Below are 16,468 nucleotides of genomic sequence, written 5' to 3' on the forward strand. Positions count from 1 at the left end.
CGGACCAGCCCCGACAGCCCGTTGAAACTTTTGCGCATATCACACGCCCCGCGGTACAGGTTGTAGCGGTGGGAAGAGCTTAGACTGAACATCGGAGGAGCCGGATTAAGGTAAGGATCAGCGGCAGGTTCCCGCTGCTTAGGCAAATGGCAACGCCGTTAGGATAGGTAATCGTGATTCGGTCGGACGGGCCCGCTCCTTACAGGTCCACCGCAGCAAACCCGCCGGTCGGTTGGTCAGCCCGGCGGCGTTTGGCTACCCAATAGCTGAAGGTGTGAGTGTTTATGGCCTGCTCGGCGCAAAAAGCTTTCTGAGTCACGCCGCTGGCTTTCCACCGGTCCACCAGGGCAAACATAGTCTGAGTTTTATTCTTGGATGCTGTTGTCATTGGTTTTTGACAAGCAAGCTACCATCTTCACTCATTTCTCGAAAGATGCAGTTGGTCGGGTGGATACCTAAATTGGACCTGATAGTATTTTATTCTTCTTTTAAATTGAGTAATTGAAAAGCCAGCACCCGACAAATCATACGTAAATAACCAAGAACATGTTTTACTACTTTTAACGGTGATGAGATACATTAGCAGACGTCTACACTCATGCCTGAATATTATTAAGATAAGTCTTGAAAGTACGAAGGTTTTCCAAATGTATAGTTTGGATCATTTCCAAACTAAACTAATCTACGATGAAAGTAGAGGGTAAAACACTCTTCCGGGATAACCGAATGGAAACCTTTACCAGCGATATACAGATTACCTTGCAAAATACTATACGGGGTATGGCATTGAGGTTACATGAGCCATTAATAGTTCAGAGTGTTCAGAATTACGGATTGACAGCTCCAATAGCAAGAATTAAAGGCAATTGAATATTTTAGCGAATACTGTATCCAATATTCTTGCTTAAGCCTTACCCATTTTGAAGTCAGGCAAAGAAAAAATGAGTAGATAGTTAGAGGTATTCCCTCTTTGAAAGAGATTACTTTATCCAAAAAAAAGTAAATCAAAACAATTTTCCTAAAATTAAGAATAATTAAAAAAAGAATAATCAGTTAAACCAATGTCTTGTGAATTTATTCAAAAATTCCACTGTTTTTTTAACAGTTCTGCCATTGCTTAGCTGCAGCACCTTCACCAACGACACCGGCGATGATGAACCTGAAGACATGGCCGAAGGCATTTGTGTGGAAAACGGAAAACTGGTTGATGCCTCTGGAGAAGAGTTTATTCCGTTTGGACTGAATGATGTGCATGTTTGGCGGGACGAACAACACAGCCTGAATGCATTGGATAATGAAATTAAAATAACCAATGCGAATACGGTGCGTCTGGTTACTGCCGGAAAATCGTGGCACTGGAACAATCAATCCAGTACGGCCTCACAAAAACAGAATCTGGTACTAAGATCCATTGATGCCAGGCTGGTCCCCATGATTGAGATTCACAATGGGACTTGTGTTTCGGAATTCGACCTTCCGCCAATAGATGAAGATGGGGAACAGCGTGGCGAAATGGGTCTGAAACAGATTGTTGATGAGTGGCTGGAAGAGGGTAATCTGCAAACGCTGCGAATATTTGAAGACAAACTCATGCTCAACATCGCCAATGAGTGGGGAGAGAACTATGAGGTTTATTTGGAAGGATACAAATACGCGATTACCAAACTGCGGGAGGCCGGTGTAAACAATGTTTTGGTGATGGATGCCGGAGGGAACTGTGGACAAAACCCAAACTCACTGCTGGAATACGGAGACCAACTTTTTGACCACGACCCGCTAAACAATATCGTTCTCTCAATCCATCTCTATGGGTTTTGGAGAACAGACGATCAGCAGTTTACGGACTGGAAGCCTCCGTTTTCCGTAGAAGAAATCTTTCCAAAGCTTGCCACCCTGAAAGCCCCCGTTATAGTGGGTGAATATGGCTGGGATCCGGTGAATGGATCTGTAAACTTCAATCCGGAAATTATGATGAAGATCAGCAAGGAACTTGGCTTTGGCTGGTATTTCTGGGCGTGGAGTGGCAATTCAGAGTATCACCGAGTGGTACATACGCAAGATTATACCTACAATGATCCGGAAGATTTAACAAACGCCGGCCAGGTATTGGTGAATGACCCCGAAGTTGGTTTTAAACATACTGCCAAGCCTGTTGCCGATTTTTAAGTGGACGGCAGTAATATTTTTAATCGCTACGTCAAAGAAGTCAGTAAATGGAGATTAACAGACAAATTTAATTTAAATTTATATTTATATTAACCCGACTTATTCCCGAAAAGATGTATAGTATAATGTAAAGCACAAACATTCTTGCACATACACAGATTAGTTAACAGCCCAAATTTGAGTTACATATTCTCGGAAAAATTTCTTGTTAAATAATCCGGGTTAAGTCTGAAGATTCCGGCGTTGCGGCCGAAATGAGGGCTCCTTCCTGAAACTGAAAAAATAGATTGTAAAAAAGTATGTATCGAAAAGTACTCTGTTTTTTAATTTTATGGGTGATCTGTTCTCCCAACTTGTTTGCACAAAACCTAACTCCCGCCGAACTTCGCACCCAGTATACAAAAAATCCGATCGGGCTTGATGAGCTCAATCCAGGCCTGAGCTGGAAACTGGAATCCGGTCATAGGGGAGCTCATCAAACCGCATACCGGATTTTGGTGGCGAGTGATAAAGATAAATTGTCAGAAGAGAGTGCCGATATCTGGGATAGTGGAATTGTTCGATCAGATGAACAGGTGCAAATTCCATATGAAGGTAAAGGTTTAAAATCAGCCAGGCGATACTACTGGACGGTTTCGGTCTGGGATGATCAGGGTCAACAAAGCGAATACGGTGAGCCCGCTTTTTTTGAAACCGGACTGCTAAACAAAAATGACTGGAAGGGAGTTTGGATATCCGCGGCTGAAAGTCATCCCGTGATTCCGATTGATGAAGATGTTTTAGAGCCTGGGCCGGCTCCCCATTTCAGAAAGGGTTTTACGAATCAAGAGCCGATTTCGTCGGCGCGCCTTTATATTTCCGGACTCGGTTACTATGAAGCATTCATTAATGGTGAACGGGTGGGCGACCGTTTGTTAGATCCTGCGAAGTCTCGCTATGACAAAACCGCCTTATATGTAACGTATGATGTGACCGATCACCTTCTTCATGGAGAAAATGCTATTGGGGTAATTCTTGGAACCGGCTGGTATAATTTCCATACGGAAGCGGCGTGGGATTTCGACAGTGCACCCTGGCGTGCTCCGGGCTCACTGAAGGCTCAGATCGTGATCACTTATGAGGATGGGTCAACTAAAACCATTGCCACCGACAGGTCTTGGAAAACAACAACCGGACCTATTGTGTTTGATGGTATCCATAACGGGGAGACATTTGATGCCAGACTTACTTTAGGAGATTGGACGTATCCCACTGCAGATACTTCAGGCTGGGGCCCGGCCTATGAAGTCGTAGGACCGGCCGGGAAGTTGAAAAATCAGTTGATGCCTCCAATTCGCCACGTTCGGAGTTTGTCTCCCGTTGAGGTGACAAATCCCGAAAAGAATCTTCAGGTTTATGATTTTGGGGAGAATATTACAGGTAGTGTACGACTGGTGGCTACAGGTCCGGAAGGGGCCGAAATTGTTATTCGACACGGAGAAAGATTGTATGATGACGGCACACTAAATAATGAGGAGTTAAGCCGCTTTGTTTTCAGCGGTGAAACACAAACTTCAAGATATATTCTTGGCCCGGATCAACCCTCCAACTGGCGTCCCTCATTTGTCTATTATGGTTTTCAGTACACACAAGTCGAAGTACCCGAGGGTGTGGAAATTTTAAAGCTGACAGCGGAGGTGATCCACACCGATTTTGAAGTCACGGGATCCTTTGAATCGTCCAACCCGCTCTTTAACAAAATTCATGCCGCTAAAAAACTATCTTATCTCGGCAACTATCACGGCTATCCCACCGATTGCCCGCATCGCGAAAAAATCGGCTGGTCGGGAGATGCTCACCTTGTGACCGAAGGAGGATTGATCAATTTCGAGACCGTTTCTTCCTATATGAAATGGATGGATGATTTTGCGGATGAACAACGCGAAACTGGTCAGTTGCCAGGGATCATACCTTCGAGTGGATGGGGATATGTTTCATCGAGCCCCATCCCAACATTTAAAAGCAGGGGTTATGGGCCTCAATGGGAAGGAGCCTTTGTTCTGATTCCATGGTATCTGTTCCAGCATACAGGTGACCGATCCATACTTGAACGGTATTTTGATCCTATCGTGCAATATATGCGTTACCTGGAGCGCCACTCAGAGGATAATTACACACTCTCTTTTGGTATCGATGATCACAAGACACTGGTTCCCAGTAACCAGGCTGTTTTAGCCACTGGACATTTCCATTCGTTTTCAAACATTGTCGCCAAGATGGCGAAAGAGTTGGGTAAGGAGCACGAAGTGGCCTATTTCAATGAGCTTTCCGGGAAGATTAAAAAAGGGTATCGTGAACGTTTTTACAACGAGGAAGCCGGAACGTGGGACAATGGATCCCAAATGGTACTGGCCGGAACGCTTTACCATGATCTCGCCGAACCCGGGGATGTTGACTCAATAATGGAGCAGCTGATCCAAAACATTCAGGAGAACGATTACCACCTGACGACCGGTGTCATTGGTACAAAATATCTCTTGGGGGCTCTGAGTGAATATGGGCGCACCGATGTGATGTACCGAATCGCAAATCAACGAGCATTTCCTTCATGGGGTTATTGGATTGAAAAGGGCGCTACAACCTTATGGCAAAACTGGGACGGAACCCAATCGCGGAACCATGTGATGTTCGGAAGTATTGATGAATGGTTTTACAAGGCGATTGTCGGCATACGACCTGATCATGAAAAGCCCGGTTTTAAGAATATTATCATTAAACCGGAATTTATTGATGACCTGGATTGGGCTGAAGGTTCGTATGATACATGGAGAGGAACGGTCAAAAGTGAGTGGGAGAAAAGTGATCGGGCCATAGATCTGCGAATCGAAATACCGGTGAATACTACAGCACGGGTTTACCTACCCGATCTGAATATAGATCAAATTTCCGAAAGCGGAAATCAACTCGATGAGGCAGAAGGCGTGACGTTGATTGGTCTTGATCAAGACAAAAATCGGTTGATTGTAGAAGTAACATCGGGCAATTACCGGTTTGATATGCTATTAGATTGATATTCTGGCACTGAAACTATCGGTTTTGATTTCACTCATTTAATGTAAATCACAGAAAGTTCAATTGGAAAGGCAGCAGATTTCTGTATTGGCTCTAATGAAAATTCGGTTCATAAAGCTATTTATTATTCACAAATGACTAATTTAGAAAGAGGTACATTATGCATTTTACGTACAGTACAGTTTTAGCTTTTTAACCCTGATAACCTTTTCTGTATTTCAGGGTCCTTCACCTGACCCATTGGGAAAGTTTCAGGTCGAAAACGATTTGTTTTTAGCCCAGTTTGACAGTAAAACAGATGTCGATGACATTCACTCCATTGCAGCCGTAGCAACAATACTCGCCGACCCCCGCTTTTCCGAAGTCCGCTATCATGCAGTAGCCGGAGCTTATGGAAAACAGGGGGGATTGTACGTGCCTGCAAACGAACTTTTTGAAGTTTCTTTTGACGAAAACTGGTCTGATGCTCATACTAACTATGACCAAGCATTAAGTGAGATAACTAACTTGGTGGTTAACACCCTGGAAAAAGAAGGTGATGTCTGGATCGCGGACGCAGGCCAATCAGATTTTTCTGCAGCAATTGTTAGAAACGTCAAAACCAAATTACCTCAATTTAATATTAAAAAGAGGATTCATGTTGTTCAGCATAGCGAGTGGAACGAAAACAATACGACCCCTGAAGACCTGGCCTATGTAAATGAAAATGCTGACTATCATAAGATTCCAGATGGAAATGAGATTGGCAATGGAAAGCCGGGTTTCAAAGAAAGCGATCCGGTGGAATGGCGAATTCACATTACCAATCCGAATCTCGAATCCATATGGGAAATGGCGTTGCAGATAGCAGAGAATTACAACGGTAAAGAACATAGGTATTATAATCCCGCTATCGGTAGTGGGGGCATGGATTTTTCTGATGTTGCTGAAACCTGCTGGATATTTGGCTTTAACAATTTGGAAGATATCGGGGAGTTTTTTGAAGAGTTTGCGTCACCGAATGATTGAAAGGCTGGACGTTCACTATATATTGTTAGAATTTAGGTAAACTAATGGTGTAAAAAACTGAGTTGTGGGTAAGTAACTTTATAAAGTTAAGCGGCAGTAATTAAACTTACAAAATCAGAATCCTTAGGTTTATATTGGGGGGGCGTGCCTGTAATACTTTGTAGTAATTGAGGTATGTTGATAAAAAATAAAATAGTCTATTTCGATACTGCCTGAACTTTCAAATTTTACGCCAATTTGAATGTCTTACTACTCGATTGTGATAAATTTAGTCTACCACCACGGCTGTTGAAGTATCTCTGTTCAACAAAGCGTCGTACCAGCGGAACGGTTTCATCACGATAGCCCGTGTTTTAATACATCTGGCCACGGCATGTCTATCCCGGACATCTCACAGGGATTTTATTGAAAGTTTCGCAATCAATTGTAGTACGAGGGGTTGAAATAAATCGTATGGCTGAGTCTCGCTCAAGGATATGAACAACAGACTTGCCGGAAACCGAGAAAATGTATCATTCACACAGGTAAGAAAGAGTGAAACGTATAAAAATTTTATTTTTGATAGGTTTGGCTGAGAGAATCCGCCCAGGCGTAATCCCCAACTGGAACTCCGTCTATCGGGTTCACAAGATTCAGACCGAGCAAATCTTTTACCCCTCCGGCATTTATGGTTTCATAATTGATAACCAAGGCCGCACCCAGCGCCGATGCGTAGGAAGTGGATGCGGTGTAAATCTTTTTATCAGGAAAATGATTTGCCAGTAATCTGCAGAAAAAAGAGTTTTTTGCAAAGCCGCCGGTAATAATAATCTGTTCAAATGTAGATTCTCCCTCAGCCAGCCGGATGGCGTCTGCCTGTATCGAAACCAAGTCGAGCATAAGTTGATGAAATGCTTCCCCGAACGTATTAAAGATGTCAAGATTCCAAGTTCCATTGCCGGTATGTGGATACGGACCGGTTTCTCCGGCTTTTTCGAGGATAAGCTTCCTATCTGGATCAGGATTACTGATTAGTTCATAAAGGAGGCTTGGATCGGGGCCACATTCCGGAGTTTTCCTGCTTCTACAAAAGTGCGCTGCAGTCTTCTCGAGCTGATGTGAATATTCTGCGCCAAGCAGAAGCCTGGATGCCTTTACCGGTTCACCATAAATATTCAGATACTGAAGACAATCCCGTTTAATATCATTATAAGAGAGCTCTGTCTGCGTGAAAGGGTTCATGGCAATACTCCATGTGCCGGTTGAGAGCTGAATAAATGGCTCTTCAAGCCCGATAAGATACGGAACAAGTGCGGCTGAGCTGTCGTGTATTCCTATGCCGGTTTCAAAATGATGATCACCAAAACGACCGTTAGTGGTTTTTATCGGAAGTTCAGGGTCGGGAAGAAGATTCTGCAATTTTTCCTTTCTGAGCCACGGATGATAGGAATTCTCCCCGTAATGCCACATTCCGGTGTGGCAGCCAAGGCTTGTGAGATCAGCGGTTTTTCTACCCGTAAAGAGATATGTGATATACTGGGGCAGATGAAGTGTAGCATCGATCGATTTGAGCAAATCCGGGTTTTCATGTTTGATTCGGTATAGCTGTAATCCCGAATTGAGCATCCCCATCGGAGGAGATGACGTTTCTACAGAAAATTGATTTTTGCCGCAATACATATCATAAAAATTTGCTTTCAGCTCTTCAGGATATGGCTTTAGATAGTTTTCAATTGGGGCGGCCGGGGTTCCGTTTTTGTCAAGGTGGACAAGAGTGGCGCCGTAAGCCGATCCATTTAGTTGGCGGATAGTATATTTGTTTTGATGGGTCACTTCTTCGGTTACTTCGTGAATCCATCTGTTCAGCAGTTCAATATCTTCACAAGGGAACCCTTTGTTGTCTGTCGTCTCGTCCAGATTATTATTTCTTCTGTAGACGATGTTAAAGCGGTCGTCGAACAGTAGAAATTTTTTATTGGTTTTCCCGATGTCAAAAATGGCTGTGACAGGTATGGGTGACGACATAGTGGCTTTTTTTGTTGGTTGAAGGTTGATTTCTGAGCCGGTAAGGGCAAACGGTTACAACCCCGTTGCGGTAGATTCACTGCCTCTGACACGGATCAAATTTTCCCGTACGTTTAGCTCCCGAAACAGTTTTTCCGGCTGAATTGCAGCGCCGTTTTTCAGCCTGCTTTCACGCAGCAGGGGGCGCACATCAGTTCGGAATGCCATTTGTAAAATATCCTGGGCCCGAGACACATCATTGTTCCGGCGTGCACTCTCCAGCTCATTTCTGTCAATAATCAGCGAACGTGCATAAGCGATCTGTATAGCTTCAACAGATTGCAGCAGATCTTCAAGCGGATCTTTTACGTTATGACTGGCGTCAATCATCCAGGCGAGTTCGGAAAATTTGAGATCGTCGGGGTTATCTACCTGGTCAGTCAGTTCACAAAAAATTAAAAAAAGCTGGTAAGGTTTGATGGAGCCTGTGGTAAGGTCGTCATCCGCATATTTTGAATCGTTAAAGTGAAATCCGCCAAGTTTGTTTTCCATTATTAACGTGGCGACAATCTGTTCGATATTGGTGTTCGGCAGATGGTGACCGAGATCAACCAGGGTTTTTACTCGATCGCCCAGTTTGGTGGCGAGCAGAAAGGAAGTTCCCCAGTCAGGGATTACCATAGAATAGAAATTGGGTTCAAACGGTTTATACTCAATCAGCATCGTCCAGTCGGACGGCATAGCGCTATAAATATCTTCAAGAGACTGCCAGGTACGATCGAGGGCTTTTCGCAGGTTTTGCTGGCCAGGAAAATTGGATCCGTCAGCCAGCCAAACCGTTAACGCCTTAGAGCCCAGTGCGTCTCCGATTTTTATCACATCTATGTTATGAGCCACAGCCTGATCGCGAACGCGTGGATCGGTATGGCTTAGTGAGCCAAACTTATATGAATACTCCTGGCCCTGCTGATCCTGAAACGTGTTAGAATTTACGGCGTCGAACTTTAGTCCAAGTTCAAGGGCCTGTTGTTGTGTAGCATCTGTATCGGCCGGTATATCCCAGGGGATATGGAGTGATACAGCACCACTTGATCCATTGAGTGTGTGTATGAGACCCACATCCTCGATTTTTTCTTCCAGCGTTCGCGGTTCACCTCCCATCTTAAATCGCCCGAAACGGGTACCACCGGCGCCCAACGCCCAGCTCGGAATAGCAACCTGGAAATCTGATAGTTTTTGAACAACATCGTCCGGCCTGAACCCTATTTTTGAAAGCTGGTCTTCAAGCTGAGAAAGGGTATCATGATGCTCCTCAGATTTTTTACGATTGTGTTCTTCAATCAGGTTTTTATTGATTTTCATAGTTTTTTCTCCTTCATCCAGAACGGAGAAGTGGTAAACCACAAAATCATGCCTATTAACATCAAGGTGGTGTGCAGTTGAAAGCTGATGGTGTCTGAAAAGACAAGAAACGACGGCACAATGGTAAGCATTAGTCCGCAGAATGAAACAATTTTAAGAATACTGTTCATGTCAAATTGGGTTCTTTCGAAAATCAATCATAAGTGGTTTAATTCCCTGACCCTCAGGGTCGGAAAGGATGAAAGTCCCCCTTTCCCCGCAGGGATCCCTGTGGGAGAAGGGGGAAGCGAACGGAGTGAGCTGGGGGATGACTTTCTTAGTTTAGAATTGTCCCACTCTTGGTTCTGATCCACAACAGATCATCCCCCATTGCCCTCCGCCGGCTGGCGGAGGGACACTCCAGAATAAACTTCATATTTAACTAAAAAGTTATGGATTCTAAGTTGCTACCTCGTGGGCTCTGCCCCCGAGGTGGTTCATTCCACCATGTAAACCCGGAGGTCGTAAAGTGGAATTTTCACCTATATCAGGTCTAAAGCGTAACCACAGATTTTATCTCATAAATGCATCTTTCAGTCCGCCATCCACAGGGATGATATGGCCGGTTGTATTTTCAAACCGGGAGCTCAGCAGCGAATAGATCGCTTCAGTCTGCTGTTCGAGAGAGATCGATCGCTGTGTTAGGGTTCGGTGAGCATAAAATTCTGCCAGCCTTTCGCGGAGAGTATCAGTCTCTTCATCTTCATCAAAATCGATGTCGTATTTGGTGAGTGAGACCATCACACGATCTCTGGGAAACATGCTGCTTCCATCCACAACGGTTGCGGGTGCCACGCCGTTGACCCTGATTTCCGGTGAAAGTTCAATTGCGAGTTCTCTAACCAAATGATTTGCCGCCGATTTACTCGTATCATATGCCATACTGCCGATTTTTGCAACTATGGCGTTTGCACTGGTTGTAATCACCATGCTGCCTTCCATTCCCTGCTTGTTCCAGATGGCCGACATTTCATCAGCCACGATAAAGTTGCCTTTCACGTTTACTGCAAATGATTTGTCCCATGCAGAGTCGGACAGTTCGCCATTATAATCGGGTGTTGGGAAAACACCTGCGGTAACAGCTACCATATCCACACCGCCGTAAGCGAGAATCGTCTGTTTGATCGCTTTTTTAACTGAATTTCGTTCGGTAATATCGCATTCCAGCCCGATCACGTCACCGCTTCTGCTGATACCTGAACCGGCCACGCCAATTCCCATCCCGATCTTGCCAAGAATTTCATTGGCGGTCTTTTTGGCACTATTTTCATCCAGGTCGAGGCATGCTACTGTTCCGCCTTCATCTAACAGTTTGGGAACAAGTGCCTTGCCAATACCGCTTCCCGATCCAATGACAAGTACCACTTTTCTTGAAAGCTCGCTTTCGGGCGGCATTCGTTGGAGTTTTGCCTCTTCAAGAGCCCAGTACTCGATATCGAACGCTTCTTGACGCGGCAGGGCGGTGTATGAACCGATCGATTCCGCTCCTCTCATCACACCGATTGCAGCCGTGTAAAATTCTGCCGTTACTCTGGACTCACTTTTTGATTTCCCCCAGGTAATCATCCCGAGACCCGGAATCAACAATACAGTGGGATTTCCGCCCCTCAAATCGGGCGACTCTTCATCTTTGCACTGATTGTAGTAGCCGGCATAATCTTTTCGATACTCTTTGAGGCCGATTTCAATTTTCGATTTCAGATCTTCTGAATTTTCAGTATCAGGATTCCAGTTGATGTAAAGTGGTTTGATTTTTGTGCGCAGAAAATGATCGGGGCAGGAGGTCCCTAATTCAGCCAGTCGTCCGGCATCTGTTGAATTGATAAACTGCAGGGTGACTTCATCATCCTGATAGGTGCCGATAAAGCGGTCATCTTCAGCAAGCAGCCCGCGGATGTACGGAGAAATATCAGCAATCAGATCGTGACGCTCCTCTTCCGGAAGGGATGCGTATTGGTTTCCACCGAAAGAATCAGCTCCTTTTTCGTGTTCTGCAAGATATTCAGCCGCGCGGTTGATCAGGTCGAGACTGAGTTCGTAACACATTTTATCATCATCATCCCAGTTAATCAGGCCGTGGCCGCCCAGAATGATTCCCTTAATACCGGGATTTTCTTTGATAGTTTGCTGAAGTGCGAGACCCAGTTCAAATCCGGGCCGCATCCAGTCTACCCAGGCGACTTCATCACCATAAATCTCTTTCATAATTTCTTTTCCGTTATCCGCTGTGGCGATAGAGATAATCGGTACTGGATGGGTATGATCTACAAAATCAAACGGAATGAAACTGTGTAGAGGTGTGTCGATCGATGGCGCACGAGGATTCAGATTGAAGGTGCAGTGAGGATACATCTGTACCATTGAATCCTCTGCGGGAGTTTTCAGGCCGGTGTTCTCTTTATTATGATAGATTTTCTGCAGATTGAGAAGCTTATCCTGGTAAAGTGATGCAAAGTTGGGGCGTTTTGCCGTTCGGAGATCGCCGCCGGATCCTTTCACCCAAAGCACCGATACATCTTCGCCGGAAATTGGATCTTCTTCTGTTAATTTGCTGGACGTGTTGCCGCCGCCGGTATTATTGATATAGGCATCGCTTCCCAGTAGGTTGGAGCGGTATACCAGCCGGCCGAGCGGATCGAGCTCGTCGGCATGAGAATCATCCCACTGTGATTCCACGGTTCTGAAATAGTGTTCAGTGATGCTGTTTTTCGTCTTTTTTACAGTCATTGTATATTCACTCATAACAGTTGAAATTGATCTCTGTGGTTTATTTTCGTTTCAGTTTTTTTATGAGGCTGTTTTTATGAATCAGGTAACTCATGACAATATAAACGCCAATGGCTACAAACCATCCGGGCAGTCCGAGAAAGAAAATTTCAATTCCTGCGTATAGATTAAGAAAGAGACAAAATCCAAGGGTAGAAAACCAGGTGATTGCTGCGGCCCAGTTGAATTTGATCCCGACTTTTTCGGCGTAGTTGGGTATCAGATTAAATTTTTTGAAAAAGAGTACATCCAGCAAAACCACGGCACCCATCGGCATAAGCACCAGGCCGTATAGGGCAACAAAATCGAGCAGATTCATTACGAGAGCGGGAAAGCAGGCGATTACTGTAGTAAAAAAGCCGGTAAAAAGCGTAACTTTCCACCTTTTCCAGTTAGGTGTGACGGACTGAAAGGCAAGACCGGCCCGGTAGATGGTTGGGTTTGCAGTGGTCCACCCCGCAATGACCACACAAAGTGCGCCCGCTATTCCGGCGCTATTATAAGCGATTGGACCGGGAGCAACGGCGCCTGAAGCAGCAGCCATGAGAATTCCGGAAGCCATCCAGGCGATGAAGTGCCCAAAAAACATTCCGGTCGCTGATGCAAACCCATACTGCCATTTTTTTGCATATCTGAGGATCGACATATCACTCATACCGATATGCATAGCCATGTTGGCGAACCAGGCGAAAAAGATGACATGCCAGACGGTAAATTGTGTGAGGCCTTCCGCAGCCACGCCGGTCCAGATCTGTTCATTTGCTGCTGTGGTGAAACCGGAAATCGACTCCACACCTAATGAAGGGAGAACCGCAATAGCTGCAGCTACAAAAACAAGAAACATCCACGGAAAGCTGATATTTGCAAAACGCGCCACATATTCATAACCGGCGATGGCAATAATAGTGATGATGGTGCCGACAAAAAAGACAGTAAGGATCCAGCCAATGCTGGTTGGAAAGAAATCATCCAGTTCCGGCATCGGGATTTGAAAAGGCAGGCCAACGGCAGTTGCAGCCACAGCGATCATGGCTCCGGCCAGAAAACAGAACATGATAGCATTTACAACATTGTAGAGACTTGCCAGGTTAGCGCCGCATATCTTTTTTAATTGCCAGTAGAGTGTAAGCTTGGTTTTCACCGCAACCGGGGCGCATAAAAATGCCCAGCTGAATACGGCAAGCAGATTACCGATGATCAGCCCGATAACGAGATCCATAAAAGAAACGCCGTGCGCAACAAATAGCGCGCCGATAACAAATTCAGTTCCCGCGGTATGTTCACCGGCGTACATTCCGAGAAACCCCCGCCAACCTTTTAGTTTTTTTTCGGGAACCGGTTCTCGCTCATACTCATCAAGAGTTTGGAGCTTTTTTTCTAACCAATTTAGTTTTTCTGTTTCCATATTTAATCAGAGCAACAACAAGTAAGATCAACTAAAAAATGATGAATACAAGCGTGATGGTGAACTCATCCGTTCAATTAATATGTATCGGTAAAAATATTAAATGATCTATTTAATCCGGCAGAAACGTATGATTCCCGTAAAGTTACAAGTATTATGTCTAAGGTAAATAATGAGTTTTTAAGTCATCAGTGAATGACATCCTGAACCCAGGTTAGTCTGTATTACAATAAAAACTCATCCGAGGACTGTCCTGTATTACTTCAGTGACAAAACACCGGGTTTACGCTAACTAAGAGTAGGCTGTTTTGGTGTTCTACTGTTTGAATAGATTATTTTTATCAGAGGAGTCTTGATTCGTTGTATATATTGTATACTAAGCATTACAGTTCTTCTTCAATAAGCTTGAGTGCAGTATGTCGGTCGGTAATGAGCACATTTATGTACCCGCCGGAAAGAGCACCGCGAATCGCCTCGTATTTTTCAGTGCCTCCAGCAATGCCAACCACAGTTTTAACCTGTTTCAGCTGTTCAAGTGTCATACCAATAAACCGGTCACTGAACCCGGAGTGAACCGTTTCTCCTTTCCGGTTAAAGAAGTTGAGTCCGATATCTCCAATGGCATCAGAATGGATGATTTCCTGCTGAATGTCGTGTGATACTTCATTATTCCCTTCCTTTAAAATACGATTGGTGCTGATAGCACCGATGCCCACATAGGCTTTATTAACTTTTGGAAAGAGGTTGAGCGCATTTTTCACCCTTCGATCGTTAATTAAGACCTCACGGATTTCAGGAGTGTCAACCACGCCCGGCGATTGCAGAAGTGTTAATCGGGCATTCAATATTTGGGATAAGCTTCGAGAGATTCCCATTGTATGGGCCTTTGCCTCCGGCGGTCCAAACCCTCCAAGCATCTGTACAATATGAATGTCCTTATTGTCGGCCGGAGTAACTTTTTCAACCATTGCCTGCAACGTGGTGCCCCATGTTACTCCGATAATATCTCCATCTGATAGTGAACGGGATAGATGATTAGCCGCAGCACCTCCTAAAAGAGCTTTTAAGATTTTATCAGACGATTTGGGAGTACCGCTACCTGAATCAACTACAATGGCTTCATTAAGGCTATAATAAAGTTCCAGTTTAGATTCTAATCCTACGTGATCTCCTTCCGGATGAGAAATGCTGATTTGAACAATGCCTCTGTTTTTGGCCTGTTTAAGAAGCCGTGAAACTTTTGGGCGAGAGAGTTCAAGCCGGTTTGCAATTTGTTGCTGGGTTAACTCCTGTTCATAATAAAGAGTACTCACTTTACTGAGTAGGCGCGAATTTTGGGCTTCAACAGGCCTTGCCATGGGGAAAGTTAGTTTAAAAAGTTTGCGTTAACATTTACTTAAAATACAGAGTTTTAAAGTAGTATGAGGAATTATTTTAGAAGCCTAAATTATGTATCGAAGTAACTTAAGTGAGGCAGCAGAGCTTCAAAAATACTGATAAAATTCCTGTAATCAGTATTTTTTTTGACTTTCTGATTGCCGTTAATTAAAATCAAGTGAGTAATTGTTCATAACTGAACATATGTTCATTAACGCTCTAAGCTACATTTAACTGAGAACACTCAAATTTATTTCAATGGTATTGTAGCTATTAGAAATGGTGAAAGCGCTTTTTAATGAAATAAATGATTTATAACTATAAAAATCGTAAACCTTTATGAATAGTAATGGAGCTGTAAGCCAAAAGGATGATAACACACTGTGGACGGATGTTTTAGAAGGAGATAAAGAAGCGTTTTCATCACTTTATCACACTTATCGCAACCGGTTGTTTAATTACGGATACAGAATCATTGCACGGGAAGATTTTGTGGAAGATTGCATACAGGAGCTTTTTCTGACCATTTGGGAAAACCATTATTCTATCAGCGAGGCCAAATCTGTAAAAGCGTACCTGTATATCTCCATGCGGCGTACAATTTTTAAAAATTTACGAAAATACAGAAATCAGCAGGATCGGAATCTAAAATACGTGAAGGAGAGGGATCAACACAGTATTTCTATAGAGAAATATTTGATTGAATTAGAATATCAAAGTGAATATAGGCAAAGGCTGATGGTAGCGATCAATTCACTTAGTAAAAGAAGGCGTGAGGTGATTTATCTGAAATATTACGATGGAATGTCGAATGCTGAAATTGCAGGCCTCATGGATATCAAAAGACAGAGCGTTTACAATCACGTATCTAAAGCGCTAAGCGAAATGGAACGATCAGTAGCGAAATGGAACGATTTGTATAATAATGGATCAAAAAATTGATAAACAAGATTTGAATGTAATTTATTAATTAAATATGCCAACTACTATAGAATGTAACGCTACACAGTGTCTACTTATCAAATCCATAATTCGAAAGAAAAGTTCAACGACGAATAAATAAAGACAATTTTTACCGGTATAATGGGGTATAACGAACAAATATCCCGGTAAATGAAATTGGAAATTTGTATTTGAATGAGCTAATCATAAACTGATATTGCAATAGCAGGCCAAAATGTTTTTTTACTTTTCGTATTAAGAAAATTAATTACATCAAAATATTATTCAAACCTAATTTATCGTTATGCACATCATCAAAATAGTGCCCTTACTTTTTCTTTTAGTGATTCCATGTTCACTTATGGCCCA

Annotated in this window: 12 protein-coding genes; 5 read left to right on the forward strand and 7 right to left on the reverse strand. The window is 43.7% G+C overall.

Annotated features, from left to right (window positions below):
- Window positions 1-199: 199 nt before the first annotated feature.
- Window positions 200-388, reverse strand: coding sequence for an IS66 family insertion sequence element accessory protein TnpA (tnpA, locus tag ACESM0_RS07870; protein WP_372905311.1), 189 nt, complete (start codon window positions 386-388; stop codon window positions 200-202).
- Window positions 389-687: 299 nt separating this feature from the next.
- On the opposite strand from tnpA, the gene ACESM0_RS07875 reads away from it, so the two are divergent.
- The 4 genes from ACESM0_RS07875 (at window position 688) to ACESM0_RS07890 (ending at window position 6,225) form a co-directional block, all read left to right on the forward strand.
- Entirely contained in the window at window positions 688-870 is a 183-nt protein-coding gene (locus ACESM0_RS07875) for a hypothetical protein (RefSeq protein ID WP_372905312.1), read from the forward strand.
- A 198-nt stretch (window positions 871-1,068) separates the two neighbouring features.
- Complete coding sequence (locus ACESM0_RS07880) at window positions 1,069-2,166, forward strand: cellulase family glycosylhydrolase (RefSeq protein WP_372905314.1); 1,098 nt, start codon at window positions 1,069-1,071, stop codon at window positions 2,164-2,166.
- A 299-nt stretch (window positions 2,167-2,465) separates the two neighbouring features.
- Window positions 2,466-5,216 (forward strand): family 78 glycoside hydrolase catalytic domain, encoded by a 2,751-nt coding sequence (locus ACESM0_RS07885; RefSeq protein ID WP_372905316.1) that lies wholly within the window; start codon window positions 2,466-2,468, stop codon window positions 5,214-5,216.
- Window positions 5,217-5,484: 268 nt separating this feature from the next.
- The gene (locus tag ACESM0_RS07890) at window positions 5,485-6,225 is read left to right on the forward strand and encodes a hypothetical protein (protein WP_372905318.1); all 741 of its coding nucleotides are present in this window, start codon (window positions 5,485-5,487) and stop codon (window positions 6,223-6,225) included.
- 552 nt (window positions 6,226-6,777) lie between these two features.
- On the opposite strand, the gene ACESM0_RS07895 is transcribed toward ACESM0_RS07890, so the two are convergent.
- The 6 genes from ACESM0_RS07895 to ACESM0_RS07920 all read right to left on the reverse strand — a co-directional run bounded on the left by ACESM0_RS07895 (window position 6,778) and on the right by ACESM0_RS07920 (window position 15,138).
- Window positions 6,778-8,229: an FGGY-family carbohydrate kinase gene (locus tag ACESM0_RS07895; RefSeq protein ID WP_372905320.1), complete on the reverse strand. Its 1,452-nt coding sequence runs from the start codon at window positions 8,227-8,229 to the stop codon at window positions 6,778-6,780.
- A gap of 54 nt (window positions 8,230-8,283) precedes the next feature.
- On the reverse strand, window positions 8,284-9,570 hold the full coding sequence (locus ACESM0_RS07900; protein WP_372905322.1) for a TIM barrel protein: 1,287 nt from the start codon (window positions 9,568-9,570) through the stop codon (window positions 8,284-8,286).
- Window positions 9,567-9,740 (reverse strand): hypothetical protein, encoded by a 174-nt coding sequence (locus ACESM0_RS07905; protein WP_372905323.1) that lies wholly within the window; start codon window positions 9,738-9,740, stop codon window positions 9,567-9,569. Before ACESM0_RS07905 ends, ACESM0_RS07900 begins: the two co-directional genes overlap by 4 nt.
- 382 nt (window positions 9,741-10,122) lie before the next feature.
- The gene (locus tag ACESM0_RS07910; RefSeq protein WP_372905325.1) at window positions 10,123-12,351 is read right to left on the reverse strand and encodes a bifunctional rhamnulose-1-phosphate aldolase/short-chain dehydrogenase; all 2,229 of its coding nucleotides are present in this window, start codon (window positions 12,349-12,351) and stop codon (window positions 10,123-10,125) included.
- Window positions 12,352-12,376: 25 nt separating this feature from the next.
- Window positions 12,377-13,780 carry a purine-cytosine permease family protein gene (locus tag ACESM0_RS07915; protein ID WP_372905327.1) on the reverse strand — a complete coding sequence of 468 codons (1,404 nt, stop codon included), beginning with the start codon at window positions 13,778-13,780 and terminating at the stop codon, window positions 12,377-12,379.
- 383 nt (window positions 13,781-14,163) lie between these two features.
- Window positions 14,164-15,138, reverse strand: a complete 975-nt coding sequence (locus tag ACESM0_RS07920) for a sugar-binding transcriptional regulator (RefSeq protein ID WP_372905329.1) — start codon at window positions 15,136-15,138, stop codon at window positions 14,164-14,166.
- A gap of 358 nt (window positions 15,139-15,496) precedes the next feature.
- Here ACESM0_RS07920 and ACESM0_RS07925 point away from each other — a divergent pair, with 358 nt between their 5' ends.
- Complete coding sequence (locus ACESM0_RS07925; RefSeq protein ID WP_372905331.1) at window positions 15,497-16,099, forward strand: RNA polymerase sigma factor; 603 nt, start codon at window positions 15,497-15,499, stop codon at window positions 16,097-16,099.
- The last annotated feature ends 369 nt before the right edge of the window (window positions 16,100-16,468 follow it).

It is taken from the genome of Rhodohalobacter sp., from assembly GCF_041686455.1.
In the GTDB taxonomy this organism is placed as follows: domain Bacteria; phylum Bacteroidota; class Rhodothermia; order Balneolales; family Balneolaceae; genus Rhodohalobacter.

What these genes read in the sequence shown, in the direction of transcription:
- tnpA (WP_372905311.1), bottom strand. Translation starts at nt 388, where the DNA reads ATGACAACAGCATCCAAGAATAAAACTCAGACTATGTTTGCCCTGGTG.
- ACESM0_RS07875 (WP_372905312.1), top strand. Translation starts at nt 688, where the DNA reads ATGAAAGTAGAGGGTAAAACACTCTTCCGGGATAACCGAATGGAAACC.
- ACESM0_RS07885 (WP_372905316.1), top strand. Translation starts at nt 2,466, where the DNA reads ATGTATCGAAAAGTACTCTGTTTTTTAATTTTATGGGTGATCTGTTCT.
- ACESM0_RS07895 (WP_372905320.1), bottom strand. Translation starts at nt 8,229, where the DNA reads ATGTCGTCACCCATACCTGTCACAGCCATTTTTGACATCGGGAAAACC.
- ACESM0_RS07900 (WP_372905322.1), bottom strand. Translation starts at nt 9,570, where the DNA reads ATGAAAATCAATAAAAACCTGATTGAAGAACACAATCGTAAAAAATCT.
- ACESM0_RS07905 (WP_372905323.1), bottom strand. Translation starts at nt 9,740, where the DNA reads ATGAACAGTATTCTTAAAATTGTTTCATTCTGCGGACTAATGCTTACC.
- ACESM0_RS07910 (WP_372905325.1), bottom strand. Translation starts at nt 12,351, where the DNA reads ATGAGTGAATATACAATGACTGTAAAAAAGACGAAAAACAGCATCACT.
- ACESM0_RS07915 (WP_372905327.1), bottom strand. Translation starts at nt 13,780, where the DNA reads ATGGAAACAGAAAAACTAAATTGGTTAGAAAAAAAGCTCCAAACTCTT.
- ACESM0_RS07920 (WP_372905329.1), bottom strand. Translation starts at nt 15,138, where the DNA reads ATGGCAAGGCCTGTTGAAGCCCAAAATTCGCGCCTACTCAGTAAAGTG.
- ACESM0_RS07925 (WP_372905331.1), top strand. Translation starts at nt 15,497, where the DNA reads ATGAATAGTAATGGAGCTGTAAGCCAAAAGGATGATAACACACTGTGG.